At 64.7% G+C, this 26,008-nt stretch carries 16 protein-coding genes; 11 read left to right on the forward strand and 5 right to left on the reverse strand.

Annotated elements, in window-relative coordinates; genetic code table 11:
• Positions 1-644 precede the first annotated feature (644 nt).
• The gene (locus GPL20_RS18140; protein ID WP_157330873.1) at positions 645-1,580 is read left to right on the forward strand and encodes a septal ring lytic transglycosylase RlpA family protein; all 936 of its coding nucleotides are present in this window, start codon (positions 645-647) and stop codon (positions 1,578-1,580) included.
• Here the strand turns inward: GPL20_RS18140 and GPL20_RS18145 are convergent.
• Positions 1,574-2,530, reverse strand: coding sequence for an alpha/beta fold hydrolase (locus GPL20_RS18145; RefSeq protein WP_157330874.1), 957 nt, complete (start codon positions 2,528-2,530; stop codon positions 1,574-1,576). The genes GPL20_RS18140 and GPL20_RS18145 overlap by 7 nt on opposite strands.
• Before the next feature lie 153 nt (positions 2,531-2,683).
• On the opposite strand from GPL20_RS18145, the gene GPL20_RS18150 reads away from it, so the two are divergent.
• The 9 genes from GPL20_RS18150 to GPL20_RS18190 all read left to right on the forward strand — a co-directional run bounded on the left by GPL20_RS18150 (position 2,684) and on the right by GPL20_RS18190 (position 12,474).
• On the forward strand, positions 2,684-3,946 hold the full coding sequence (locus GPL20_RS18150; protein ID WP_157330875.1) for a D-alanyl-D-alanine carboxypeptidase family protein: 1,263 nt from the start codon (positions 2,684-2,686) through the stop codon (positions 3,944-3,946).
• Between the two features lie 2 nt (positions 3,947-3,948).
• Positions 3,949-4,635: a dTMP kinase gene (gene tmk, locus GPL20_RS18155; protein ID WP_157330876.1), complete on the forward strand. Its 687-nt coding sequence runs from the start codon at positions 3,949-3,951 to the stop codon at positions 4,633-4,635.
• The gene (locus GPL20_RS18160; RefSeq protein WP_157330877.1) at positions 4,632-5,678 is read left to right on the forward strand and encodes a DNA polymerase III subunit delta'; all 1,047 of its coding nucleotides are present in this window, start codon (positions 4,632-4,634) and stop codon (positions 5,676-5,678) included. The genes tmk and GPL20_RS18160 overlap by 4 nt, the downstream gene beginning before the upstream one ends.
• A 109-nt stretch (positions 5,679-5,787) precedes the next feature.
• Positions 5,788-7,779 (forward strand): methionine--tRNA ligase, encoded by a 1,992-nt coding sequence (gene metG, locus GPL20_RS18165; RefSeq protein WP_254125395.1) that lies wholly within the window; start codon positions 5,788-5,790, stop codon positions 7,777-7,779.
• Between the two features lie 13 nt (positions 7,780-7,792).
• The gene (locus GPL20_RS18170) at positions 7,793-8,569 is read left to right on the forward strand and encodes a TatD family hydrolase (protein ID WP_157330878.1); all 777 of its coding nucleotides are present in this window, start codon (positions 7,793-7,795) and stop codon (positions 8,567-8,569) included.
• A 13-nt stretch (positions 8,570-8,582) separates the two neighbouring features.
• Positions 8,583-9,380, forward strand: coding sequence for an MBL fold metallo-hydrolase (locus tag GPL20_RS18175; RefSeq protein WP_157330879.1), 798 nt, complete (start codon positions 8,583-8,585; stop codon positions 9,378-9,380).
• A 212-nt stretch (positions 9,381-9,592) separates the two neighbouring features.
• Positions 9,593-10,141 carry a TRAP transporter small permease gene (locus GPL20_RS18180; RefSeq protein ID WP_254125393.1) on the forward strand — a complete coding sequence of 183 codons (549 nt, stop codon included), beginning with the start codon at positions 9,593-9,595 and terminating at the stop codon, positions 10,139-10,141.
• A 2-nt stretch (positions 10,142-10,143) separates the two neighbouring features.
• The gene (locus GPL20_RS18185; protein WP_157330881.1) at positions 10,144-11,457 is read left to right on the forward strand and encodes a TRAP transporter large permease; all 1,314 of its coding nucleotides are present in this window, start codon (positions 10,144-10,146) and stop codon (positions 11,455-11,457) included.
• Positions 11,458-11,496: 39 nt separating this feature from the next.
• The gene (locus GPL20_RS18190; protein ID WP_157330882.1) at positions 11,497-12,474 is read left to right on the forward strand and encodes a TRAP transporter substrate-binding protein; all 978 of its coding nucleotides are present in this window, start codon (positions 11,497-11,499) and stop codon (positions 12,472-12,474) included.
• 110 nt (positions 12,475-12,584) lie between these two features.
• Here GPL20_RS18190 and GPL20_RS18195 read toward each other — a convergent pair whose 3' ends face one another.
• From GPL20_RS18195 to GPL20_RS18205, 3 genes are read right to left on the reverse strand one after another with little or no spacing between them, the layout of a single operon-like run.
• On the reverse strand, positions 12,585-14,234 hold the full coding sequence (locus GPL20_RS18195; protein WP_157330883.1) for an acyl-CoA synthetase: 1,650 nt from the start codon (positions 14,232-14,234) through the stop codon (positions 12,585-12,587).
• Between the two features lie 22 nt (positions 14,235-14,256).
• Entirely contained in the window at positions 14,257-16,146 is a 1,890-nt protein-coding gene (locus GPL20_RS18200; protein ID WP_157330884.1) for a TRAP transporter large permease, read from the reverse strand.
• Positions 16,147-16,161: 15 nt separating this feature from the next.
• Entirely contained in the window at positions 16,162-17,181 is a 1,020-nt protein-coding gene (locus GPL20_RS18205) for a TRAP transporter substrate-binding protein (protein WP_157330885.1), read from the reverse strand.
• Between the two features lie 819 nt (positions 17,182-18,000).
• Between GPL20_RS18205 and GPL20_RS18210 the strand changes: the two genes are divergently transcribed.
• Positions 18,001-22,788 (forward strand): Dyp-type peroxidase, encoded by a 4,788-nt coding sequence (locus GPL20_RS18210; RefSeq protein WP_157330886.1) that lies wholly within the window; start codon positions 18,001-18,003, stop codon positions 22,786-22,788.
• Here GPL20_RS18210 and GPL20_RS18215 read toward each other — a convergent pair.
• A complete protein-coding gene (locus GPL20_RS18215) occupies positions 22,763-25,843 on the reverse strand; it encodes an ATP-binding protein (protein WP_157330887.1) in 3,081 nt (1,026 codons plus the stop codon). The two genes, GPL20_RS18210 and GPL20_RS18215, sit on opposite strands and share 26 nt — an antisense overlap.
• Positions 25,844-26,008: the final 165 nt, after the last annotated feature.

Genomic DNA, 26,008 nt, shown 5'->3' on the forward strand with positions numbered 1-26,008 from the left:
GAAGGCCAGTGCCACGAGGCTCGAGCAGAGCAGGACCAGGCCGCCGGCGGTCAATACCAGGAAGCTATCGGATACGAGGTCATGGTTGCGCATGGGACACCTGCCGCTCTCGTCTTCGATGCTCGGTCGGAGCTGTTAAAATTGTCCGAACGTGCCGCCTTGAAAGAGGTGATGCTTGCCGCCCGCGCGATTGCCGTCAGGCCCTCGTGCGGTAACCTTCAAACGCATGGGCCAGGAAGATCCCCGCGCTTACCAGACCCATCAGTGCCGAAACCGTCTCGATCATCGTCAAATTCCATTCCGCCCCAGCGCAGGCGAGAAAACGCGTGCAGCCTTGCACAGTCAAAAGAATTCCAGTGTGGAGGGCGACAATCGGGGTGGGGTGAGGATTTGGCGCAACAGAATGTCCAGCCGTGGCACAGACCAGGGCGCCCGCGCTCCGTAGATCAACGGGGGGGAAACGAACGCCCCGTTTACCATCCCGGCGCGATCGCTGTGGGCTCCCCATTTCCGCCGTGTTCGGGTTGCGATATCGTCACCACGTCCGGCGCGGTGGTGGGCCGCCTCGGAGCACACGACCGGACGGCGTCTCCCGTAGCCAAAGCGGGTTGGGTACGCCTCCGGCGAAATGGTATTTGGGGCGAATGGGGATCCGACGATCAGATTCGGTATTGCGGGCCGCGCGCGGTGTTGCGGCAGCCGCGACCTGCCTCGCGCTCGCCAATTGCGCCTCGTCCAACAAGTTCGCCAGCCGCGTCGATCCGAAATACGGCGTGTCCTCGAGCCCCCGGGTGGTGGCCTGGGGTGATCCGGTTCCGAAGGGCGGCGGCACCTACCGCGTCGGCAAGCCCTATGTGGTGGCCGGCCGGACCTACGTGCCGGAGGAGGACGTCAACTACCGCGCCGAGGGCATGGCGTCCTGGTACGGCGACGATTTCCACGGCCGCCTGACCGCCAATGGCGAAGTGTTCGACATGACGTCGCTGACCGCGGCGCATCCGACCCTGCCGATGCCGTCCTATGCGCGGGTGACCAACGTGTCGAACGGCAAGTCGCTGATCGTGCGCGTCAACGACCGCGGGCCCTATCACGGCAACCGGCTCATCGATGTCTCGAACAAGGCCGCCGAACTCCTTGAATTCAAAGGCAATGGCGTCGCCAAGGTCCGCGTCGAATATGTCGGCCGCGCGCCGCTCGAAGGCTCCGACGACCGCCAGCTGATGGCCACCCTGCGTACCGGGATTCCGGCGCCGTCGCCCTCGATGGTGCGCGTCGCTTCGGCGAAGCCCTTCGTGCCCGAGCTGCCGTCATCGACCCGCGGCGCCATTCGTGGCGAAGTCCCGATGCCGGAGGGGCGGCCCTACAATCTCGGCAACACCTCCGCCGACATGGCCTCGCTCAATGCGACCTCGGAAATGTCGGCCTCGAGCCGCGGCCGGAGCCGGGCGCTCCAGAACGCCCGCGCGGTGTCCTATGACGAGGACGGCCGCTACGCGACCGAGAGCGCGTCGTCGGCCGCCAATGCCTCGGACGGCGCGGCCGAGGCCCGCAGCATCCTGAGCGGCCGCGGCCTCTACTGAGCCGCGTTCTCCCGCAGGAAGCTCACCAGCGCAGCGTTCACCTCGTCGGGCCGTTCCTGCTGCACCCAATGGCCGGCCCCCTCGATGATCAGCTTGCGCTTGAGATTGGGGAGCACGCGCTCCAGCTCGTTGACCCGCTTGGACCCGATCAGGCCGGTGATCACCGCGTCTTTCGAACCCGCGATGAAGAGGGAGGGCTGGTGGATCTGCGCGTCCTGCCAGGGCGCCGTCAGCTCCCAATTGCGGTCGATGTTGCGGTACCAGTTCAGTCCGCCGCGGAAGCCGGACTTGCGGAAGCTTTCGGTGAAATAGGCCAGGTCAGCCGCGCTCAGCCAGCCGGGCAAAGGCTCCTCGGAGGTGGCGTGGCCGAGAAAGCCCTTGCCCTCCTGCACGAACATGGCCGCGGTCGGGTCGGCGAGGCCGCGTCCGCCGAGCACAATGCGCATAGTGCGGGCAACGTCGCGCTCGAGCTCGGCCTCGGCGACGCCTGGCGCCTGGAAGTACTGCCAGTAGAAATTGGTGACGCCGCCATGGCGTAACAGGTCGAGCGGCTTGCCGCGGCCACGGAACGGCGGCGGCACGCTCAGGCCCGCCACCGCGGTGAAGATGTCGGGCCGGAACAGCGCCGCGTGCCAGGCGACCGGCGCGCCCCAGTCGTGGCCGACCACCATCGCCTTGGTCTCGCCGAGCGCCTGCACCAGGCCAACGACGTCACCGACCGTGTCGAAGATCGAGTAGGCCGTCACGTCCGGCGGCGCCGAGCTCTGGCCGTAGCCGCGCATGTCGGGGGCGACCACGTGAAAGCCGGCGGCCGCCAGCGCCGGGATCTGGTGGCGCCACGAATAGGAGAGTTCCGGCCAGCCATGGCACAGCACCACCAGCGGTCCCTGGCCGGCTTCGCGGACGAAGAGTTCGATCCCGTTGGCGGTGATCACGCGGGTGGAAGACATCGCTTTTCCGCCTTGTTTCAGGGATTTGGTCGAGAAACATGAGATGTCACGATAGGGGCGTGGCCAGAATCATGCAATCTCGGGGGCCGGCGGCCAGCGTCGTGTTGTTCGTGCCGGTTCCAACTGTTAGAACGCCGCTCTCAGGGCTTGGCCATGGCATTTCGTCTTGTTTCGCTCCGTCGTACCCGGTTCACGGCCGGAGCGCTGGTGCGCGGGCTGATCGCAACGGCGCTGGTGGCGAGCATCGGCTGGGGTGGGGCGCTCTACGCCGCCAACCAGAGTGTCCAGGGCGCCAAGAAGACGGAAGATGCCGGTTTCGATGGCGACGCCCCCACCGCGATCCTGATCGAGGCCTCCTCAGGCAGCGTGTTGTTCGAGAAAAACGCTGACGAGCTGCGCGCACCCTCCAGCATGATGAAGCTGATGACGGCGGAGGTGATCTTCAACGCCGTCAAGAAGGGCGACATCAAGCTCACCGACGAATACCGGATCAGCGAGAATGCCTGGCGCCGGGGCGGGGCGCCCTCGGGCGGCTCGACCATGTTCGCTGCCATCAACAGCAAGGTCTCGGTCGACGATCTCCTGCATGGTGCGATCATCCAGAGCGGCAATGACGCCTGCATCGCGCTTGCCGAAGCCATGGCGGGCAATGAGCGGATCTTCGCGGCCGACTTCATGACCAAGCGCGCGCGCGAACTCGGCCTCGTCAAATCAACCTTCGCCAACTCCAACGGCTTGCCCGATCCCGGCAACAAGATGACGGTGCGCGAGCTCGGCATCCTCGCCCGCCATATCATCCTGGACTTCCCCGAATTCTACAAACTGTTCGGCGAGAAGGAGTTCACCTGGAACAAGATCCGCCAGCCCAACCGCAATCCGCTGCTCAACTCGATGGAAGGCGCCGACGGCCTGAAGACCGGCTACACCAAGGAAGGCGGCTACGGCATGGTCGGCTCTGCGGTGCAGAACGGGACGCGGCTGATCGTGGTCGTCAACGGCCTTGACGACCCCGAAGACCGCGCCACGGAAGCCAGGAAGATGCTGGAATGGGGCTTCCGCAATTTCGAGACCCGCACCCTGATGGCGGCCGAGCAACCCGTCGGCTACGCCAAGGTGTTCGGCGGCGAGAGCCGCTCGGTGAAGCTCGTCGCCAAGACGCCCGTGAAGGTGATGGTGCACAAGAACGGCAGCGACAAGCTGATCGCCCGCATCGTCTATAGCGGCCCGGTGCGCGCGCCGGTGGAGGCCGGCCAGCGGGTCGGCGTGGTCAAGGTCTGGCGCAGCGGCAACATCGCGGTGGAGACGCCGGTCTATGCCGCCGAAGCGGTCGGCACCGGCTCGACCATGCGCCGCGCGATCGACGGCGCCAGCGAGCTCGTGATTGGCATGTTCCGCGCAGGCGCCGAGAAGCTCTGACCATGAGTGAGAACGCGGTACAGCGGCGGTCCGGACGCGGACGCTTCATCACCTTCGAAGGCGGCGAGGGGGCGGGCAAGTCGACTCAGATCAAGAAGCTCGCCGACCGGCTCAATGCGGCCAGGATGCGGACCCTCGTCACGCGCGAGCCGGGCGGCTCGCCGGGCGCCGAGATCATGCGCCACCTGGTGCTGCCGGGGATGGGCAAGCTGCTGGGACCCGAAGCCGAGACGCTGCTGTTTGCCGCTGCCCGCGACGATCATGTCCGCACCGTGATCCAGCCCGCGCTCAATCGCGGCGCCTGGGTGCTGTGCGACCGCTTCGCCGACTCGACGCGGGCCTATCAGGGCAGCCTTGGCCGGGTGCCGATGGGGCTGATCAACGCCATGCAGCGGGTCACGATCGGCGATCTCAAGCCCGACCTCACCATCATCCTCGACCTGCCGGTCGAGATCGGCTTGCAGCGCGCCGCCGCGCGTCGCGGCAACGGCACGCCTGACAGGTTCGAGGGTGAGAACCTCAAGTTCCACCAGGGTTTGCGCGAGGCTTATCGCAAGATCGCCGCGGAAGAACCTGAGCGCTGCGTGCTGATCGACGCCAATTCCGATCCTGACACCGTCGCAGGACGGGTCTGGACCGCGCTGCGCGAGCGTCTCCTTCCCACGCCTGCATCGGTGATCTCGGCATGAGCCCGCGTCAGACCGAGCGCGAAACTGCCATCCCGCATCCGCGCGAGACCTCGCTTCTGTTCGGGCATCGTGAGGCCGAGACGGCGCTGCTGACGGCCTATCGCAGCGGGCGCATCCCGCATGCCTGGCTGATCGGTGGGCCGCAAGGGATCGGCAAGGCGACGTTGGCCTATCGCATGGCGCGCTTCGTGCTCGCCCACGGCCAGCCGCTGGCACCTGCGGTGCAGAGCGCCGAAAACCTCGCGATCGATCCTGACGATGCCGTGGCGCGGCAGGTTGCGGCGAGCTCGCATGGCGGCCTCTTGACGCTGGAGCGCACCGCCAACGACCGCGGCGTGATGCGCACCGTCATCACCGTCGACGAGACGCGCGAGACCATCGCCTTCTTCGGCTCGACGGCAGCGGCCGAAGGCTGGCGCGTCTGCATCGTCGACACCGTCGATGAGCTCAATCCGAACGCGGCCAACGCGCTTCTGAAAATTCTCGAAGAGCCGCCGCAGCAATCGCTGTTTCTGCTGGTGAGCCACGCGCCCGCGCGGGTGCTCGCCACGATCCAGTCCCGCTGTCGCAAGCTGCGCCTGCGCGCGCTTTCAACCGACGAGGTTGTCGGTGCTGCGGCCGCAGCCGCCGACCTCGATGCGAATGATCCCGCGCTGCACGAGGCGGCGGAGGCCTCGGAGGGCAGCGTCGCGCGGGCGCTGACGCTGCTCGGCGGCGATGCGCTCAAGCTCCAGCAGCGGACCGCAGCGCTGCTCGCGCGCCTGCCGCAGGTCGATCCGCGCGAACTGCACACGCTCGGCGATTCGCTCGGCACCAGCGACCGCGTCGCGCTTGCGGCCTTCATCGACGGCATCGACCGCTGGATTGCGGAACGCCTGCATGCGGACGAAGCCAATGCCAACCAGAACCTGCCGCGCCTTGCGCGCCTAGCTGAGGTATGGGAAAAGATCGTCCGCGCCGCGCGCGACACCGAAACCTACAATCTGGAGCGCAAGCCCTTGGTTTTCTCGGTGTTCGGCTGGCTGGCGGACGCAACGCGCTAGAGCATGATCCGGAAAAGTGTGGAGCGGTTTTCCGGAAGGATCATGCGCAAAACAACAACCTAACGCAGGTTCGTTTCCAAATTTTGAGAAGCCGATAAAGGAATTCGTCGTGGCAACGCGAGCTAAGAAAACCGTCAAACGCAAGAGCGGCAAGAAAGCTGCGAAGAAGCCTGCGAAAAAGGCCGTGAAGGCGCGCGCGCCCAAGGCTGCCAAGAAGGCCGGGACCAGGAAGACCGGGACCAAGCAGGCCGGGAAGAAGGCGAAGAAAGCTGCCGCCAAGAAGGGCGTGAAGAAGAGTGCAGCGAAGACGGTGAAGAAGGCGAAAAAGGCCGGCAAGAAGGCTGCGAAGAAGCAGGTCATCGCCAAGAACACTTCGAAGACGAAGGCCGCGCGCCAGCCAGCCAAAGGTCCGGCAAAGAAGGCAAGCGTGGTTGCGCCGCCGGCTGCTGTCGTCGCTCCGCCGAAAGCGGTGAAGCCTAGGGTGTCGAAACCTGCGACGCCGCGTGCGCCGAAGCCTGTCGCGGCTCCACAAGCCGCAGCGCCTGCCGTGGCTCCCGCGCGCGACAACGTCTTCTACCTCACGACCGCGATCGCCTATCCCAATGGCAGCCCGCATATCGGCCACGCCTATGAGGCGATCGCGACCGACGTGCTGGCGCGCTTTGCACGGCTCGACGGCAAGGACGTGTTCTTCCTGACCGGCACCGACGAGCACGGTCAAAAAATGGTTCAGACGGCGGCCGGTGAGAAAATGGCCGTCTCCGCGCTGGCGACCCGCAATGCCGGCCGCTTCAAGCAGATGGACGAGCGTCTGAACGTGTCGTTCGACCGCTTCATCCGGACCACCGAAGAGCAGCATCATCGCTCCAGCCAGGAGATCTGGCGACGCATGGAAGCGAACGGGGACATCTATGCCGACACCTATGCCGGCTGGTATTCCGTGCGCGACGAGGCGTACTACGCCGAGGACGAGACGCGCCTGAACGACGACGGCGTGCGCCTCGGTCCGCAAGGCACGCCGGTCGAATGGGTCGAGGAGAAAAGCTATTTCTTCCGCCTGTCGGCCTATCAGGACAAGCTGCTCAAGCTCTATGCGGATCATCCCGATTTCATCGGCCCGGACGCGCGCCGCAACGAGGTGACGAGCTTCGTGCGCGGCGGCCTGCGCGATCTCTCGATCTCGCGCACCACCTTCGATTGGGGCGTGAAGGTGCCCGGCGACGAAGAGCACGTGATGTATGTCTGGGTCGACGCGCTGACCAACTACATCACCGGCGTCGGCTTCCCTGACGAAGACGACAAGAACTGGCGCTATTGGCCGGCGGACGTGCACATCATCGGCAAGGACATCATCCGCTTCCACGCGGTGTACTGGCCGGCATTCCTGATGTCGGCCGGCATTGCGCTGCCGAAGCGGGTCTATGCCCACGGCTTCCTGTTCAGCAGAGGCGAGAAGATGTCGAAGTCGGTCGGCAACGTCGTCGATCCCTTCAACCTCGCCGACCAGTATGGCGTCGACCAGATGCGCTATTTCTTCCTGCGCGAGGTGCCGTTCGGACAGGACGGCAACTACAGCCACGAAGCCATCGTCGCGCGCATCAATGCCGATCTCGCCAACGATCTCGGCAATCTCGCGCAGCGCTCGCTGTCGATGATCGCAAAACAGCTCGGCGGCGTGCTGCCCGAGCCTGGCGAGTTCAGCGACAACGACAAGGCGATCCTGGCGATGGCCGACGGCATGATTGCCGCGTCACGCGAGGCCATGGCGACGCAGCAGATCCATCACTGGCTCAACGCCGTGTGGGCCGTGGTCGCGGAGGCCAACCGCTATTTCGCGGGCGAGGCGCCGTGGGCGCTGGCGAAGACCGATCCTGCCAGGCAAAAGACGGTGCTCTATGTCACCGCCGAGGTCGTGCGCCAGATCGCGATCCTGGCCCAGCCCGCGATGCCGACCGCCTCGGGATTGCTGCTCGACAGTCTCGGAATCCCCGAGGGCGAGCGCAGCTTCGCCATGCTCGGCGGCGCCAAGCGCATTGCGCCTGGCTCGACCTTGCCGGCGCCGACGCCGGCGTTCCCGCGCTACATCGAGCCGGCGGCCTGAGGACGTTCGCGCGATGCTGGTCGACAGTCACTGCCATCTGGATTTTCCGGACTTTGCGGAAGATCTCGACGGGATCGTGTCGCGTGCCCGCGCCGCCGGCATCGGGCGCATGGTCACGATCTCGACGCGGGTGCGGCGGCTGAACCAGCTCCTGGCCATCGCCGAGCGCTATGACGACGTCTATTGCTCGGTCGGCACCCATCCGCACAATGCGGACGAGGAGGACGGCATCGCGCCGGACGAGCTGATCGCGTTGACGCAGCATCCCAAGGTCGTCGCGCTCGGCGAAGCCGGGCTCGATTATTTCTACGACAACGGCTCGCCGGAGGCGCAGGCGAGGGGCTTCCGCGCCCACATCGCCGCCGCCCGCGCGACCGGCCTGCCGCTGGTGATCCACACCCGCGAGGCAGACGAGGACTGCGCCCGCATCCTCGAGGAGGAGGCCGCGAAGGGGCCGTTCCGCGCCGTGCTGCATTGTTACACCGGCGGACGCGAGCTGGCACTGAAGGCGGTGTCGCTCGGGCTCTATATCGGCTTCACGGGCATCCTGACCTTCAAGAAGTCGGAAGCCCTGCGCGCGCTCGCGGCCGAACTGCCGTCGGACCGTATTCTGGTTGAAACAGACTCGCCCTATCTTGCGCCCGGCAGGTTCCGGGGCAAACGCAACGAGCCGGCCTATGTAGTCGAGGTCGCCAAGGTGCTCGCCGAGACGCGCGGCGTGTCGCTCGAGGAGATCTCACGCCAAACAAGCGAAAACTTCTTCCGCCTGTTCGCCAAGGTGAAAGCTTGAGACTGGGAGCCGCATGACGCTGACGCTGACCATCCTGGGCTGCGGCTCCTCCGCCGGCGTGCCGCGCCCGGCGCTCGGCTGGGGTGCCTGCGACCCCAACAATCCCAAGAACCGCCGCCGCCGCTGCTCGCTGCTGGTCGAGCAGGCCGGCGAGCACGGCACGACGCGGATCGTCATCGACACCTCGCCTGACCTGCGCGAACAGCTCATCGACGCCAATGTCGATCACATCGACGCGGTCTTCCTGACCCACGAGCATGCCGACCAGACCCACGGCATGGACGATCTGCGCTCGGTCGTGCTGCACATGCGCAAGCGTATTCCGACCTATTTCAATCAGTCGACCGCCAAGGACATCATGGCGCGGTTCTCCTATTGCTTCATTTCGCCGGAGGGCAGCGACTATCCACCGATCCTGACGCGACATTCAATCGAGGCGGGCGAGAGCCAGACCATCCTGGGCAAGGGCGGCGCGGTGGGGATGACCGCCTTCCTGGTGCAACATGGCCAGATCCCCGCGCTCGGCTATCGCATCGGCAACGCGGCCTATACGCCTGACCTCAACGATATCCCGCGCGAGAGCTGGGGCGCGCTGGAACATCTCGATCTCTGGATCGTCGACGGGCTGCGCTACACCAGCCATTCCAGCCATTTCAGCATCAAGGACGCGCTGTCCTGGATCGAGCGCTTCAAGCCGAAGCGCGCCGTCATCACCAACATGACCGCGGATGTCGACTACGAGGTGATCCGGCAATCGCTGCCATCTGGCGTTGTGCCGGCCTATGACGGCATGCGGCTCGAGACGCACTGAACCCGCAGTGGAAATTGCGGTGCAACACGGCATACTCCTTGCTTACGCCGGCCCCATCATGTTGATCTAACGTCTGAAAGACAGGGCGCCGGGCAAGGGCGATATTCAAGCAGAACCGGCAGCGCCTGTTGTGCGATCGCCGGGCCGGTTGAATCGCCGCGTGTGAGGATGGGATCGCGTTGGCAGGGGACGATGTAACGACCGGAGGACCGGTGCGACGTGCACTGGATCTTCTTTACCTCGGTGCAGGCTACGCAGCGGGCGTCTTCCTGGTCGCGATCTTTGCCATCATGATGGTCATGTCGGTGGGACGGCAGTTCGCGCTCAACATCCCCGCCGGCGACGATTTCGCGTCCTGGTGCATGGCCGCGATGGCGTTCCTCGGTCTCGCCCACACCTTCAAGCGCGGCGAGATGATCCGCGTCGGCCTGCTGCTGGAGCGTCTGCACGGGCGGACCAAACAGATCGCGGAGATCGTGGCGCTCGGCATCGCGACCGCGTTCATCCTCTACTTCACCCGGCATGCGATGCAGATGACCTACGATTCCTGGCGCTTCAACGACGTCGCGCAGGGCGTGGTCGCGCTGCCGCTCTGGATTCCGCAGCTCGGCTTTGCCGGCGGGCTTGCGATCCTGTCGATCGCGCTGATCGATGAAATGGTCAATGTCGTCCGCGGCAACCGGCCGAGTTACGAGAAGGGCTCGCCGGACGAGACGCCGGACGAATTCATCGAGCGCATATCGCAGGGCGGGGGAGGTTGACCATGGCCAATCTCGGCATGATCGAGCTGTCCTTCATCCTGCTCGGCATCATGATCCTGCTGCTCGGCAGCGGCGTCTGGATTGCTGTTTCGCTCGGCCTCGTCGGCTTCGCGGCGATGGCCCTGACCACGAGCCTGCCGCTCGGCTCGGTGCTCGCAACCACCACCTGGAGCGCCAGCTCGTCGTGGACCCTGGCGGCGCTGCCGCTGTTCATCTGGATGGGGGAGATTCTTTTCCGAACCAAATTGTCGGAGGAGATGTTCCGCGGTTTGTCGCCCTGGGTGCAGTGGCTGCCGGGGCGGCTGACCCATGTCAACGTGATCGGCTGCGGCATCTTTGCGGCGGTGTCGGGCTCGTCGGCTGCGACCTGTGCGACCATCGGCAAGATCGCGCTGCCCGAGCTCGACAAGCGCGGTTACGACAAGGGCCTGAGCCTCGGATCACTCGCGGGCTCCGGCACGCTCGGTCTCTTGATTCCGCCCTCGATCCCGATGGTCGTCTACGCGGTCACGGCGAACGTGTCCGTGCTTCAGGTGTTTCTCGGCGGCTTCCTGCCGGGAGTGCTCGTGATCGTGCTCTATTCCGGCTACATCATCATCTGGTCGCTGCTCAACCCGAAGAAGATTCCGCCGCGCGATCCGCCGATGCCGTTTCGCCAGAAGCTGCGGGAATCCGCCAAGCTCGCGCCGTGTCTGCTGCTGATCCTCGCGGTTTTCCTGTCGCTCGTTCTGGGCTTTGCGACCGCCACCGAATGCGCCGCGTGGGGCGTCAGCGGTGCGTTGCTGCTGGCATGGTGGAGCGGCACGCTCACGCGCAAGAATCTGTTCGAGAGCATCATGAGCGCGACGCGCCTGACCTGCATGATCATGCTGATCCTGGCGGGCGCGGCGTACACCACAGCCGCGATGGCCTATACGGGCATTCCGGCTGCGCTCGCCACCTGGGTCCAGGGGCAGCAGCTTACGCCGGGCATGCTCGCGCTGTATCTGAGCATCATGTACATCATCCTCGGATGCCTGATCGACGGCATCTCGATGATCGTGTTGACTGCGGTCATCGTGTTGCCGATGGTGAAGCAGGCCGGTCTCGATCTGGTCTGGTTCGGCGTCTATCTCATCATCCACGTCGAGATGGCGCAGATCACGCCGCCGGTCGGCTTCAACCTGTTCGTGCTCCAGAACATGAGCGGCCGAGATACGTTCACCGTTGCACGGGCGGCCTTCCCATTCTTCGTGCTATTGCTCGCTGCTGTGTTCATCATCACGGAGTATCCGCAGATCGTGATGTTCTTGCCGAAGCTTGCTTTCCCGGACTGAGCATATCCGTTTTTCAGATTGACCGTGAGGAGAAGCCCGATGATGTCTCGTTTAGCCTGCGCATCCCTGATCGCCGGCGTCGTGATGGCCGCGACACCTGCTTTGGCCCAGACCAAATGGAATTTGCCGGCAGCCTATACCGCCGACAATCCGCACTCCGAAAATCTCGTCGCCTTCGCCAAGGACGTCGAGGCCGCGACGTCCGGCAAGCTCCAGATCACGGTTCATCCCGGCGCCTCACTGTTCAAGGCGCCCGACATCAAGCGCGCGGTGGTGACGGGGCAGGCGCAGATCGGCGAGGTCCTGCTGTCGATTCACGAGAACGAGGATCCGCTCTTCGGTGTCGACGTCGTGCCGTTCCTCGCAACCAGCTTCCCCGACGCAATGAAACTGTATCAGGCCTCCAAGCCGGCGATCGTCAAGAAGCTCGATGCGCAAGGGCTCAAGCTCCTGTTCGTCGTGCCGTGGGCGCCGCAGGGCGTCTATGTCAACAAGCCGCTCGCGACGATCGAGGACATGAAGGGCCTGAAATGGCGGGCCTACAATGTCGGCACCGCGCGCATTGGCGAGCTGGTCGGCGCGCAATCGGTCACGATCCAGGCGGCCGAACTGCCGCAGGCGCTTGCGACCGGGGTCGTCAACTCGTTCATGTCGTCGGGCGGCACGGGCTACGATGTGAAGGCCTGGGAGTCCCTGAAATACTTCTATGACGTGCAGGCCTGGGTTCCGAAGAACTACACCTTCGTCAACAAGGCCGCATTCGAGGCGCTCGACAAGCCGACGCAGGACGCCATCCTGAAAGCCGCAGCGACCGCGGAAACGCGCGGCTGGAAAGCCTGGGAAGAGAAGGCCAATTGGTACATCGATCAGCTCAAGGCCAAGGGCATGACGGTCGAGCCGCCGAGCCCGGCGCTGAAGGCCGGCTTCCAGAAGATCGGCGACCAGCTCACCGCCGACTGGCTCAAGAAGGCTGGGCCCGACGGCCAGGCATTGATCGACGCCTACAAGAAGATGTGAGGACGGCAAGACCTCCGCTCGCCTCGCGAGCGGAGGTCACCAAGCGTAGCGCAGTACCGCCTTGCCGCGCGCAGCGTATGTTTCCAGATGTTTCTGCGGCGTCGATGGGCTCAGGCCGAGATCGCCTTCACTGATCCGACCTCGTTGCGCAGCAGGAATTTCTGGATCTTGCCGGTCGACGTCTTCGGGATCGGTCCGAACACTACGGCCTTCGGCGTCTTGAATCCCGACATGTGGCTGCGGCAAAACGCGATGATCTCGGCCTCGCTCGCGCTAGCGCCGTCCTTCAGCTCGACGAAGGCGCAGGGCACCTCGCCCCATTTCGGATCGGGCTTTGCGACCACGGCTGCGAACAGCACGGCCGGGTGCTTGTAGAGGATGTCCTCGACCTCGACGGAGGAGATGTTCTCGCCGCCAGAGATGATGATGTCCTTGGAGCGGTCCTTGATGATGACGTAGCCGTGCTCGTCGAGCACGCCGAGATCGCCGGTGTGAAACCAGCCGCCCTCGAACGCTTCCTTGGTCGCCTTCTCGTTCCTGAGGTAGCCCTTCATCACGATGTTGCCGCGGAACATGACCTCGCCGATGGTCTCGCCGTCGCGCGGCACCTCCAGCATCGTCTGCGGATCGATGACGGTGACGTCTTCCTCGAGCGGGTAGGGCACCCCCTGCCGGCGCTTCATGCGCGCGCGTTCGGCCGGCGGAAGCTCATCCCAGCCTGGCTGCTCGGCGCAGACGGAGGCGGGGCCGTAGACCTCAGTCAGGCCGTAGACGTGGGTGAGCTTGATGCCGATGCTTTCTGCGCCTTCGAGCACCGCGACCGGCGGCGCAGCCCCTGCGATCAGGCCAACGACGCGGCGGGCGGCGTCGCCTTTGGGCGCATCGGGCGCATTGATCAGCGTGTTGTAGACGATCGGTGCGCCGCACATGTGGGTGACACCGTGCGTCCTGATCAGCTCGAAGATCCTGGTCGGCTCGACCTTGCGCAGGCAGACGTTGATGCCGGCGGCCGCCGCAATGGTCCAGGGAAAGCACCAGCCGTTGCAATGGAACATCGGCAGGGTCCAGAGATAGACCGGGTGCTGGCCGAGATTGCCGGCGAGGATGTTGCTGACGGCGTTGAGGTACGCGCCGCGGTGATGGGTCACGACGCCCTTGGGATTGCCCGTCGTGCCCGAGGTGTAGCTCAGCGCAATCGCGTCCCATTCGTCACCCGGCGGGATGACGGCGAAGTTCGGATCGCCCTGCGCGACGGCGGCCTCGTACTCGATCTCGCCGATGCGCTTGCCGCCCTTGAAGGCGGCATCGTCGACGTCGATGACGAACGGCTTTGGTCCGGTCATCTGTGCGAGCGCATCGGTGATCACGCCCGAAAACTCGGGATCGACCAGGATGATTTTCGCCCCGCCATGATCGAGCTGGAATGCGATGGAGGGCGCATCGAGGCGGATGTTGAGCGCGTTGAGCACGGCGCCCGTCATCGGCACCGCGAAATGCACCTCGTTCATCGCGGCGATGTTCGGCAGCATCGCCGCCACGGTGTCGCCGACGCCGATGCCCTTGCCGGCGAGCCAGGATGCGAAGCGCTTACAGCGCTCATGGGTCTCACGCCAGGTGAAGCTGCGTCCCTCATAGACGGTGCTGACGTGATCGGGATAAACGGCGGCGCTGCGTGCGAGGAAGCTCAGCGGGCTCAAGGGCACATAGTTGGCGGGGGTCTTGTCGAGGCCGATATTGTACTGGTTCTGCTGCTTACTCATCGACACCCTCCTGAAATGCGCTTCAAAGGAATCCGATCGAGATCCAGGGGAAGATCGCGACGATGATCAATCCCACCAGCAGCGCCAGCAGATAGCCCCAGATCGGCCTGATGCCTTCGGCCGGGTCGACGCGTCCGATGGCGCAGGCGGCATAATAGCCGACGCCGAAGGGCGGGGCGAATAGCCCGATACCCATGGCCAGGATGATCACCATGGCATAGTGCACCTCGTGCACGCCGACGGCGCGGGCGATCGGAAACAGCAGCGGCCCGAACAGCACGATCGCCGGGATACCCTCCAGTACGCTGCCGAGGATGGTGAAGGCCAGGATCGAGACGGCGATGAAGGTCGCAGCTCCCCCGGGCAATCCGGTCATGGCGGCCGCCAGCGAGCGCGAGAAGCCGGATTGGGTCAGGCCCCAGGCCATGCCGGTCGCGGTGCCGATGATCAGGAGGATCGCGCCCGACAAAGCCGCGGTCTCGACCAGCATCGGAAACAGCCGCCGCCAGTCGAAGCGGCGGTAGACCAGGAGGCCGACGAGGGCGCCATAGACGATGCCGATGGTGGAGACCTCGGTCGCAGTGGCGATGCCCTCGACCACGGCGTAGCGGATCACGAAGGGCAGCGCGAGCGCGGGCAGGGCGATGATGAAGGTTTTGCCGATCTCGCCACCCGTGGCGCGGCGGACATGACTCATATCCTCGTGGCGATAGCGCCACCACACCAGCATGCAGAGCGTGACCGCGAGCACCACGCCGGGCAAGAGGCCGCCGGTGAACAGTGCCGCGATCGAGACGCCGGTGACCGAGCCGATCGTGATCAGCACGAGGCTCGGCGGGATGGTCTCGGTCTGCGCACCGGTGGCCGCCAGAAGCGCGACGAGATCGCCGGGCTTGGCGCCGCGCTGCTTCATCTCCGGGAACAGCACGGGCGCGACCGCCGCCATGTCGGCGGCCTTGGCGCCGGAAATGCCAGAGACCAGATACATGGCCCCGACCAGCACGTAGTGCAGGCCGCCGCGGACGTGACCAAGCAGGCTCGCCAGGAATGCCACCATGGCCCGCGCCATGCCGGTCATCTCGATCAGGAGGCCTAAGAACACGAACAGCGGCACCGAGAGCAGGATGAGGTGGCTCATGCCCTCGTCCATCCGCCCGACCAGCACCATCACGGGCGTGCGCGTGGTCAGCGCCAGGTAGCCGAAGATTGCGAGGCCAAAGCCGAACGCAATGGGAACGCCGGCAAAGACGCAAAAGCCGGCGACGCCGACGAAGAAGATGACGAGGTTGAGATTGCCGAGCGGCCGCAACGACGGCTCCGCCAGCCAGAACAGGCCGATCACGACGGCGACCGACAGCACGGCGGCCGCGACCGTCCGGTGGTCGGCCGCGCGCAGCAACCGCAGCAAGGCAAAAGCCGCCATCAGACCGATACCGGCCGGCAGCGCGGCGGCGCGCCAGACGTTCGAGATCTGCAGCGCCGGCGTGGTGATGTAGCTTTCCTCATAGGCGTAGTCGAAGGACGGCCAGACGATCAGCGCCAGAAACGCCAGCGCCGCAGAGGTCGCGACCAGGTCGAGATAGGCCCGCATGGCCGGCCTGGCGCTGGCGACGACCGCGGTCATGCGCATGTGCTCGGAGCGGCGGAATGCGACCGCAGCGCCGAGCATGGCCAGCCACAGGAACAGGATCGAGGCGAGCTCGTCCGACCAGATCAGCGGCCGGTGCAAGCCATAGCGCGCCACCACGCCGGCGAACAGGATCACGATCTCGGCGACGACCAGGATCGCCGCCGGGATCTCGACGAGGAGGCCGAGCACGCGCTCCAGCGACGCAAGCAACGAAGGTCGGCGAGGGGACTGAACAGTCGCCTCGCCCGCCACTTCGATCACCTCGACCTCGACATGAGCCATGATGGGCCCAACGCGTTACGACAGCTTCCCGACGGCCTTTTCCAGGAGGTCCCAGGCCTGATCGCCATATTTGCCTTTCCACTCGGCATAGAAGCCCGCGGCACGCAGCTTCTCCCGGAACGGCGCGACGGCCGGCTGGTTGAAGGCCAGGCCCTTGCCGGCGAGCTCCTGCTGGAGATTGGCATTGAGCTTGGCGGTATCCTCACGCTCCTTGACGGCGGCGGCGTTGATGTTCTTGGCGACGACGGTGCGCACGTCCTGTGGGAGCTTTTCCCAGGCTCTGCGGTTCGCCAGGAACCAGAAGCCATCCCACATATGGTTGGTCAGCGAGCAATACTTCTGCACCTCGTAGAGCTTGGCGGTCGAGATGATGGCCAGCGGGTTCTCCTGGCCCTCGACGATCTTGGTCTGGAGCGCGGAATAGACCTCGCTGAAATTGATCGAGGCGGGCGCCGCATCGAACGCCTTGAACATCGAGGTCCACAGCGGCGACACCGGCACGCGGATCTTGAAGCCCTTGAGGTCATCCGGCCCGGTGATCGGCTTGGTCGAGGACGTGGTCTGGCGGAAGCCGTTGTCCCAGATCTTGTCCATGACCTCGAGGCCGGCCTTCTTGATCTCACCGCGGACATGGGCGCCGAGATCGCCGTCCATGGCCTTCCAGACCGTGTCGTAGTCCGGGAACGCGAAGCCGATGCCGTTGATGGACGCGGCCGGCACCAGGGTCGACAGGATCAGGCCCGACAGCGTGAAGAACTCGACGCCGCCGGAGCGGATCTGGCTCAGCATGTCGGTGTCGGACCCGAGCTGGTTGTTCGGGAAGATCTGGAGGTCGAACTTGCCGTTCGTCTCGGCCTTGATAGCCGCCGCCATCTCCTTGGCACGCACGTTCAGCGGATGGGTGTCAGGCAGGTTGTTTGCGTACTTGTAAGTGAACTCGGCGCTTTGGGCGCGGGCCACATGGGGCGCACCGAGGCCGCCCAGGACCGCGGTCGCGGCGGAGGCCTTGAGGAGTGTGCGTCGGGAAAAGCTCATCGGTCTGCTTCCTCGGAAGGTTTGTTGTTGTTCTGAGATGCAAACCTATACGGACGGAAGGCCTGAAGGTCATCTGCGATCTCGCGAAGCCTCGCTTATTGCAGCCGGACAACGACACGGCAATATCGGCTTTCGGAGACATGGAGCGGGCTCGAAAATGCGGATCGAAGCGGGACTTGAGTGAAGGCGCGATGGCAGGAGTTTCATCTAAATATTTGATCTGATTGTATATAAATATATTCCATAATATACCTTATGCGAATTATGGGTATGGGGCTGAGGACGCGTGGATTCCGTGTGCCCCATCGACCTATTGAGCTGTCGAGCCCGACTCTTGAGGAGCCTGGAAAGTCCAGCAGCCCCTTTCGCAACGCCCGGTCTCGGCTTCGCGCGATAACGGACGGTGCGCTTCGCGCGCGGTTGCTTCGGGCACTTGCACGACTGCGAGAGAGCCGGTGTCGCAAAGGGCCGGCGTCGAGAATTGGACGGAATGGTCTGCTGGCCTGGATGGCCGGGTGGTGCGCCCCACCCCTCCGCCACTCGGTTGGTTCGGGCGACTTTTCAGTCTGCGCAACTCCGAAGGAAAGTTCTGGATTGTGGGCTAGTTCATAGAAGCAAGGACGTCGGAGTCGCAGAGTTGGCGACGCCATTGGCTCGGAGCGCCGCTTCAAGGACACCGATAAGCCTGCGTCAAAATTCATGCCCGCGCCGGCAACATTGTGAGCCAAGTTACATATTCGCGGAAGAAAACACGTAATAGTTGCATTTTAGCGGGGGCACGATGATGGGTCGGCCGCTTGCACCAGGGGAGACAGAGACATGCGTCGGGATTTGACAATCAAGACCGGCAGCATGGCCGGCACGTCGGATTTCAGGGTCCTTGCTCCGATCAAGAAAGGGTTCGTGCCGTCGCTGGACGCGACCACGTACACGACACGCGTCAAATACGTGCTGCGGACGCTGAATGCCGGCCGCGCTGGCGCGTTCGAATTCGAACTCGCCCGCATCTTGTCCGACGCCGTGGATCGCGTTGGACGTATCCACTCCGTGGGCATCGCGGTGATCGAGGCCAAGGATCTCGCGTACAAGATCGGTGATCCCGTGCTCGATCCCGTGGACTACGTGCTGCTGACCGTGACGTTCGACGGCGCGTGGGAAGCCTACGTACGCATCATCTGGCAGAAGGTTTCGCGGCTGCTCGATCTCATCTTCTGCAATACCGAGGGTTACGTCCTCGGTTTTGAGAGCAGCTACGAAACATGGGGCGTATGGCTGAAGAGCAGGCAGACTGAGGCCTATTTTCTCTACGCCACACCCGATCTGACCGTGGATGACACCCGCTACCTGCGGATGGAGGAACGGGTCTACCGGCGTGCCGAGGGCGCCGACGCCGAACGGCTGACCACGCAGATCAGGATTCCATCGCCGGAAGACATTGCGCGGCGGGGCATATTCCAGGTCGACGGCTTGGTCGGCGTGGATCCCACCAATGCCGGATTCAGCAAGCCGCTAACTCTCGAGGCCGCCGGCCGGCCCCCATTCCGTCACGGGGTGCGTACCCTGGTCGGCCTCTACCGCTTGGCCGACTTCTATCCGCCCGACACGACCGACGGTCAGATTTTGCTCCGTGCCGCGCACGAGCTGCTGCCGGAATTCGTCGCCATGATCAACGACGGCACCGGCTACGAGCAAGGCGTCGGCCGCGCGCGTGAGCGCTTTGACGAGGCCATGGCCTGGTTGATGACCCCGCCCGACGTCGCGGACGTGCGGCGCAACCTGCCGCTTGCCCTTCCCTCCGCGCCTCCGTTGCAGGATCGCGGCAATGTGCAAGGCGGGATTCTGACGGCCTACCGTGATCCCCACCGTGATATGAGTCACGGCGGCCTGCTGTTGTTGCAGTTCTCGACGCCGGCTGCGTTGGCCGCGTTCCTGGACGCCCTGCACGTGACGTCGGAAGCCGACGATCTGAGCCAGCTGCAGTTCACCACCAATATCGCGTTTACGGTCGAGGGCCTGCGTCAGGCCGGACTGTCCGATGACGAAGTGCGCAGCCTGCCGGACGAATTCGTGCAAGGCATGGAGCGGCGCGCCGGCCTGTTGGGCGACGTCCGCTGGAATCATCCCCGGCGCTGGCGCCTGCCGGCAAGCAACTGGAGCGACGGGATCAATGCGCCAGACCTGCGCGAGGACGACCCGGCGGCCCGCATCGATATGAGCGCCGTCCACGCCGTGCTTCAACTCCGCCTGTTGTCCAGCGCTTCGCTGACGACAGCGGAGGCGAGAACACCGTTGCTGGACGAAATGAAGCGCCTGGTCCGCGCGGATCCTGGTGTAAGGCCGCTCTCGATCCAGTGGATGCAGCGTCAGTGCGATGCGTCCGGCGCGGTGCAGGACCATTTCGGTTTCCGCGACGGCACTTCGAACCCGGTGCTGAACAAGAGCGACGCAGGCAGGCTCTATCCCAATCAGGTGCATCTCGGCGAGATCCTATGCGGTCATCCGAACCTGGCCGACGAGAAGGGCCCATTCGGCGACGATTCCAAGCGCGTTCACAGGCTGCTTCGCGACGGCAGCTTTCTGGCGCTGCGTAAACTGCGACAGGACGTCGAGGCGCTCGAGGAGGTCCTGTACCGCACGACGCGACAGGCGACCGAAGCGGCGACGCCCGGCGCCCCTGCCCTGACGCGCGAAACGCTGATGGCCAAAATGATGGGGCGCTGGCCTACCGGCCATCCGAAGGCGGGCGAGCCGCTGACCCCGGTGGCGCCGACGGATCCCGCGTGCAACGACTTCAACTTCGACTACGATACACAGGGGCAACTGTGCCCATTTCACGCGCACATACGGCGCGCCAATCCGCGGGTGCGGATCACGCCGGCAGATGGTGGCGCGCGGCCGCCCCGCATTGTCAGACGCGGCATGTCCTACGGTCCGCCCGTCAGGCCCGACGACTCGCAAGCCGTCAAGAATGCGCTGCAACAGGAACGCGGCCTCATCTTCATGGCGTACAACGCCAGCCTCGGCGAACAGTTCGAGGTGGTGCAGCGCTGGCTCGCCAGCGGCAACAGCTCGGGCTCCTACTCCGGCGAAAGCGATCCCCTCCTCGGCCTCGCCGAACCGGGCCGGCTCCGGCATTTCCGTTTCGAGCATAATGGCCAGACCGTCCGCATGGCGCTGGACGGTTCGGACCGGCTGCACGACGAACCCCGTCCGTTCGTGCGCCTGGAATGGGGTGCGTATTTCTTTGCGCCATCGAAGAAGGCGCTCGCAGATTTGCGGCAATGGGCGGCGAGCCGTGATCGCCAGCCATCGGTGACGTGGAGTGCGGATGAAGGCGAAGAATACATCGCATGTCTGCACGAGATCGAAAGACGGCAAGGCGAAGCCGCGGCGAAGGACGCGTGGAAGACGGCGCTCGAAGATCCGGGTTCAGCAATGCATTTCGTCAATGCGTCGATCTGGGCCGCGATCCGCGAGCGCCACGGCGGCGTGTTGCGCACGCCCTTCGGGGTATTGGTGGCCGACCGGGACATGGTCCATCAGGTCTTTGCCGATCCCGAGCGCAGGTTGACGATCACCGGCTACCTCCCCCGCATGCGACAGTCGTTCGGCATTCTCTACCTCGGCCTGGACGCCGGACAGCAAGACCAGGCCTACGAGCAGGAATCCGAAGCCTGCAATAGGGCCATCATGTACCTCGACCAGCCGAAGGCGTTCGAGCTGGCGCGAAAGACGATCAACAGAGTGCTGGAACGTTTGGTCGATGACGCGAAGAGATATGCCGAGATGGATGGGGAAGCGCGCTGGGATCTGACGGTCGATGTGGACGAACTGCTGGAGCCGTTGCTGGCCGAGTTCTGTGAAGAGTGGTTCGGGCTGAGTGAGCAAGGCGGTTACTTCCGTCGCGACGGCTATCGCTGGGACTGGAGGCCGGGCAAGCCGCCAACCTATCCCGGTCATTTCCTCTCACCTTCGCGCTACATCTTCCAGCCGCATCCAAACGCGGAAGTGGAGAAGATCGGCGCCGCACATGGCAGCGCCGTACGCGCCGTCATGGTCGATTTCCTCAACCGGTTCAAGGCAACGATCAGCGCACCTGTCACGCGACAGGTGCTCGATTCTCCGCGCGCCCAGGACGACATCCCATTCGTGGCGCGCACGATCGCCGGCGCCATGATGGGCTTTATCCCGACCGTCGACGGCAATCTGCGCCGGATATTGAATGAATGGCTGCGCGAAGGAACGCTGTGGTCGTTGCGCGCGCGCTATGCCGGCACCTATGCAACGGATTACACCGATGCCCTCAACCGGTTGAGAGACGACTTCATCCCGGCGATGCAACTGCGTGCGGTGCCCGAATTGATATGGCGGACGGCCGTCGTGTCGCACACGCTGGGAGAGGGCAAGCATGCGGTCGCGGTCGAGCCGGGCGACGTCATCGTCGCTGGCGCGGTTTCAGCCACCCAGCAAAACCTCGCCGAAGGCAGCCAGGACGTCTATCCCGCCTTCGGGGGCAGCCGCAGCGCCCCTGGCCATCCTACGCATTCGTGCCCCGGAGCGCATCCGGCGCTGGCCGTGATGATGGGTTTCTTCAGCGCGCTGGTGGAATCGCCGCTGCGGTTACGCGCCGGCGCCGGCCCGCTGACTTTGAACGTGGACGGAAGGCTGCCGTCGCAGCCCGGCTCTCCCCTCACCCTTGCCCTGGAGTCCAGAATGCTGACCGCCAACGACTTCCGTTCGTTTGATCTCCGTTCGTCGCCCGTTTCGTCGCTCCACGATCCCCATGCATTTCAGATCCAGGACGCCACCAGGGTGCAGAGAGCGGCCCTGGCGGAGCTGGTGACGCTTGGTGATTCCTGGCTGTTCAAATTCCCGTTCGGTTTACGTCCGAGCCTCGTCGCATCACTTGAGAAGCTCGGATACTTTGCGGCCAACAGCCATCGCTTCGGCACATCCGGCGCGCGCCTGGAGGACATGGCCAGTGAGCAAAGCCTTGATGCACTGAGAAACTGTTTCCAAAACCCCAATCCCTTCGACCCGGCACCGCGGGCGCTGCTGATCGGCGGCGGCGGAAACGACGTGGTCTTCCGTCCCAGCACACCGACGACCACGGCGCTCTACAAGATGTTGCGCCAGGCGCCGGCGGCCGGCGTCGACCCGCTGATCGAGGACGAGGTCCATGCGTTCATCGATGTCAAGATCGCCAACTTCTACCGGACCATCCTCAATGCCGTCGTCGACGTGACCGACATTCCCATCCTGATCCACAACTACGACCATTCGATTCCCGACGGCCGAAGGGATCCGGCGGCCGGGCCATGGCTGTTTCCAATCTTCACCGCACGCGGCATCACCGACCTGTCTGTGTCGCGAGAGCTGACGCGACGTCTGATCGACCGGGTTGGCGCTATGGTGGCGACTGTCGCAGCCGAGTATCCGGGCCGCGTGTCGCTGGTCAAAACCGCCGGCACGCTGGAGGCGGATCCCCGTTATCAAGTGGACTACAAGCTGTTGTGGGCCAATGAATTCCATCCCAACGAGGATGGCTACGACCTGCTGGCAAAGGTGGTCGGCAGCAAGCTCAGGGATGTACTCCACGTTGGCTGACGGGCGTGCCGCTCACGGAGCGGATCGCCCTTTCGGCGTGCCAATGCATGCCGAGCGCGGATAGTTGCGCGGCGGCTTCCGTTGCGATCTGGTGGGCCGCCTCATCCTGCCCTTGTCGCGCGAGAAGTTCACCGCGCGTGGCCAGGTTCAGCGCCCCCTCGCGTAGCGAACCGCGCCAGCCGGCGGAAGCTTCGGCGCGCCGCAACCAGCGGTGGCTTAGTCCAAAATCCTGGCGCAAGGCCGCGAGCTTCGCGAGCGAGCGGCATGCCGTCGCCTCGCCCAGCCGCTCGCCCTCACGTGCGCGGCGCAGGATATGGGCGGCGTACCGCCGTGCAGTATCGACATCGCCTTCGGCCGTCGCCGCCTCGACCAGCCAGCTATATTGAACCGACGTGTAGAAGTGGAAGTTTCGCCCCTCCATCCATTGCACGGCGTTCCGCAATTGTTGCAAAGCGTCGGCATCGCCGGTCGCCGACCAGCGGGCAAATCCGGACGCGGCGCGGCATGACGCCAGCAGCAGCAGGCTGCGCATGTTCTCGGCGACCCGCGCGCCCTCGACCGCGAGTCGCTCCGCCTCCTGCCAGCGACCTTGCCAGACCAGGACGACCGAAATCCAATTGCGCACTGAACTGACGACCGGGTGGGTCGAGCCTTCGACGAGTGCCATCGCTTCGTTGAAGCAGTCATGAGCGCCTTCGAAGTCGCCCCGATCGGCCAGCACACTGCCCTTGCACGACAACCCGTAGGCCGAGCCGAAGGAAATAGCTCCGTGCCGGCGGCTGCGCTTCTGCTGCGTCGAGATGGCAGCGTCGATCAAGGCAATGGCTTCGTCGTATTGGCAGCTTGCGGCGAGAATCTGGCCCAGCACGGCTTCGATCTGGGCCACCAGGCGGTGGTCACCGATCTCGCGCGCCAATTCCAGTGCTGTCCTTGTATGTGTCACCCCCTCCCGAAAGCGCCCGAACCCATAACACATGTAGCCAAGCCATTCATACGAATTGGCCATCGCTCTGGTGTCACCGAGCGAGCGCGCGATCGCGACCGCCTGCTCGAACACTGTGGTGTCATCGGTCAACGAGAGCGGGTCGAATATGTTGGCCATGCCCAATTTGTTGGCCAGCAAGCACCATTGCAGAGACTGCTCGCGCGAGCGGTCCTGCACGCGATCCAGCGCTTGCATGGCCACCTGATACTGGGCACGAGCACGGTCCAGCGCGAACGCAGCCATGGCCTTGTCGCCGGCGCGTTCGGCATAATGGGCAGCGCTCTCCCAGAGGCCTGCGCCGCGCGAGTGGTAGGCCAGCGCTTCAAGCGTGTCTTCGCGATTGGCCTGCTCGGACAGTGCCAACAATGTGGCTTCGATGCGCTTGTGCAAGGCCTGACGCTCATGCAGGCCGATCGTGTCGTACACCGCGTCCCGCGTGATGCCATGCTTGAAGCGAAGGACACCGCCCGCCGGATCGGCATAGAGAAAATCGGCATCCGCCAATGCCCGCACGGTGGCCGGGTCGGGTTCGCTGCCGCAAGCCGAAACCAGCAATCCGTGCGGCACCGTGTTTCCGATCACCGCCGCTGCGCGTACCACGCTCATCTCATCAGGCGGCAGGCGCGCCAGCCTCGAGGCGACCAGCGTTCCGATCCAGCCCTGCTTGCTGCGGGCTTCGAATGAAACGGGATCGTTGTCGTTGGCCGCAACGGAATGGCACAGCTCTTCGATAAACAGTGGCACCCCGCCGGCATAGGCATGAATGCGGGCCACCAGGAAGGGATCGGCCTGTGGCACCCAGCGTCGTACGGCAAGGTCGGTTTCCGGGCCCTGAAACGGCTCCAGTTGCAGGTGCGGCGCGCCGGAAATCCACGCGGTGCCGTCGTCGCGCGGCCGGCTGGCGAGGATGACGCGCGGTCCGTTGGGCAATTGCAGGAGCGCCTCCAGCAACTGCCGGCTCGCGTCGTCGGACCATTGCCAGTCATCGATCGCCAGCACCAGCGCACCCTGCGCGGATATGGCAGTGAAGAATCCGAGCAGGTCACCGACCACGCCATCGACGGTCATCCGGCCGCCGCGCGCATCGGCGCCGGTCGACGCCAGCCCGAGGATCGATTCAGCGCGCGGACCGAGCTGATCGGCCCATGGCTGGAGGCAGGCACGGGCCGTCTCGTCGGCCTCGACGATGGATGCGTCCGGTTGGATTCCCAGGTAGGCGCGCAGCATTTGCAGGAATGGTTGCAGAACCTCGGCGCCGACATAGCTTTCGCAGTTACCCCGCAGCAGCTTGAACTGTTCGCTACCGCAGTGTCGCAACACTTCTTCCAGAAGGCGCGTCTTCCCGAGCCCGGGACCGCCGACGACGACCACGCAACGTTGCGTGGCCGGATGTCCCTGCTCGAGGAAGTCTGTCAGAAAGTCGAAGACCTCGGTGCGACCAATAAAGGGCGTCAAACCGCGACGGGACGTTGCCTCGAAGCGCCGGGTGGCCGAGCTTCGTCTCAGCACCACGCGCGCCTGCGGCATTCCAGGCGCGGCACCCTCAAGGTAGGCGCCGAGCTCGAAGAAATTTGCAAGCGGACCAAGGGCATCGACGCTAGCCAGGACCTGGCCCGGTGCGGCGTAGCGCGACAGGTGCGCCGCTGTGTTCACGACGTCGCCGATCAGGTCGTACCGCCCGGACTCGATATCCCCCTCCGTCAGGAGCAAGGTGCCGGCGTGGATGCCGGAGTGCATTCGAAGCGGCATCAGAGCCGGCGACACGCCATGGTGGCGCAACTGCCCGACCCACTCGTGGATATCGAGTGCCGCTTCCGCGGCACGACGACCGTCATCCTCGCCCGACCGGGGATAGCCGAACACGGCGAGGGCGCCGTCCCCCTGCGTTCTGATGATACGACCGCCGTGCTTGTCCACCGCGCGATGCCAGATCTCCCGCAGTTGACTCAGGAGTTCGGAAAGGTGCTCGGACTCGATATCCCTGCCCAGGGCGGTGGACCCCACGAGGTCAGAGAAAAGCACCGTCAAGCGATGACGTTCGCCTTTCGGGTCGCGGGTGTGCGTGTTCATCGTCGGTCGCGGCCAGCTCGTTGCCAAACAGCAAGTACGGTCCCCAGCAGGCGCCAGACCGGATGCCGCAAGGCATCATACACACCCCTAGTATCCCGCCTACCCTCCGCAAGCACAAGGTGAAAGCTAGTGAGGTCGCATTTTCCGAACCCGGCTCTCGGCGTG

This window comes from Bradyrhizobium cajani (assembly GCF_009759665.1).
Lineage (GTDB): Bacteria > Pseudomonadota > Alphaproteobacteria > Rhizobiales > Xanthobacteraceae > Bradyrhizobium > Bradyrhizobium cajani.

Coding starts and splice junctions, on each gene's coding strand:
- GPL20_RS18140 (WP_157330873.1), top strand. CDS start 645: ATGGGGATCCGACGATCAGATTCGGTATTGCGGGCCGCGCGCGGTGTT.
- GPL20_RS18145 (WP_157330874.1), bottom strand. CDS start 2,530: ATGTCTTCCACCCGCGTGATCACCGCCAACGGGATCGAACTCTTCGTC.
- GPL20_RS18150 (WP_157330875.1), top strand. CDS start 2,684: ATGGCATTTCGTCTTGTTTCGCTCCGTCGTACCCGGTTCACGGCCGGA.
- tmk (WP_157330876.1), top strand. CDS start 3,949: ATGAGTGAGAACGCGGTACAGCGGCGGTCCGGACGCGGACGCTTCATC.
- GPL20_RS18160 (WP_157330877.1), top strand. CDS start 4,632: ATGAGCCCGCGTCAGACCGAGCGCGAAACTGCCATCCCGCATCCGCGC.
- GPL20_RS18170 (WP_157330878.1), top strand. CDS start 7,793: ATGCTGGTCGACAGTCACTGCCATCTGGATTTTCCGGACTTTGCGGAA.
- GPL20_RS18175 (WP_157330879.1), top strand. CDS start 8,583: ATGACGCTGACGCTGACCATCCTGGGCTGCGGCTCCTCCGCCGGCGTG.
- GPL20_RS18185 (WP_157330881.1), top strand. CDS start 10,144: ATGGCCAATCTCGGCATGATCGAGCTGTCCTTCATCCTGCTCGGCATC.
- GPL20_RS18190 (WP_157330882.1), top strand. CDS start 11,497: ATGATGTCTCGTTTAGCCTGCGCATCCCTGATCGCCGGCGTCGTGATG.
- GPL20_RS18195 (WP_157330883.1), bottom strand. CDS start 14,234: ATGAGTAAGCAGCAGAACCAGTACAATATCGGCCTCGACAAGACCCCC.
- GPL20_RS18200 (WP_157330884.1), bottom strand. CDS start 16,146: ATGGCTCATGTCGAGGTCGAGGTGATCGAAGTGGCGGGCGAGGCGACT.
- GPL20_RS18205 (WP_157330885.1), bottom strand. CDS start 17,181: ATGAGCTTTTCCCGACGCACACTCCTCAAGGCCTCCGCCGCGACCGCG.
- GPL20_RS18210 (WP_157330886.1), top strand. CDS start 18,001: ATGCGTCGGGATTTGACAATCAAGACCGGCAGCATGGCCGGCACGTCG.
- GPL20_RS18215 (WP_157330887.1), bottom strand. CDS start 25,843: ATGAACACGCACACCCGCGACCCGAAAGGCGAACGTCATCGCTTGACG.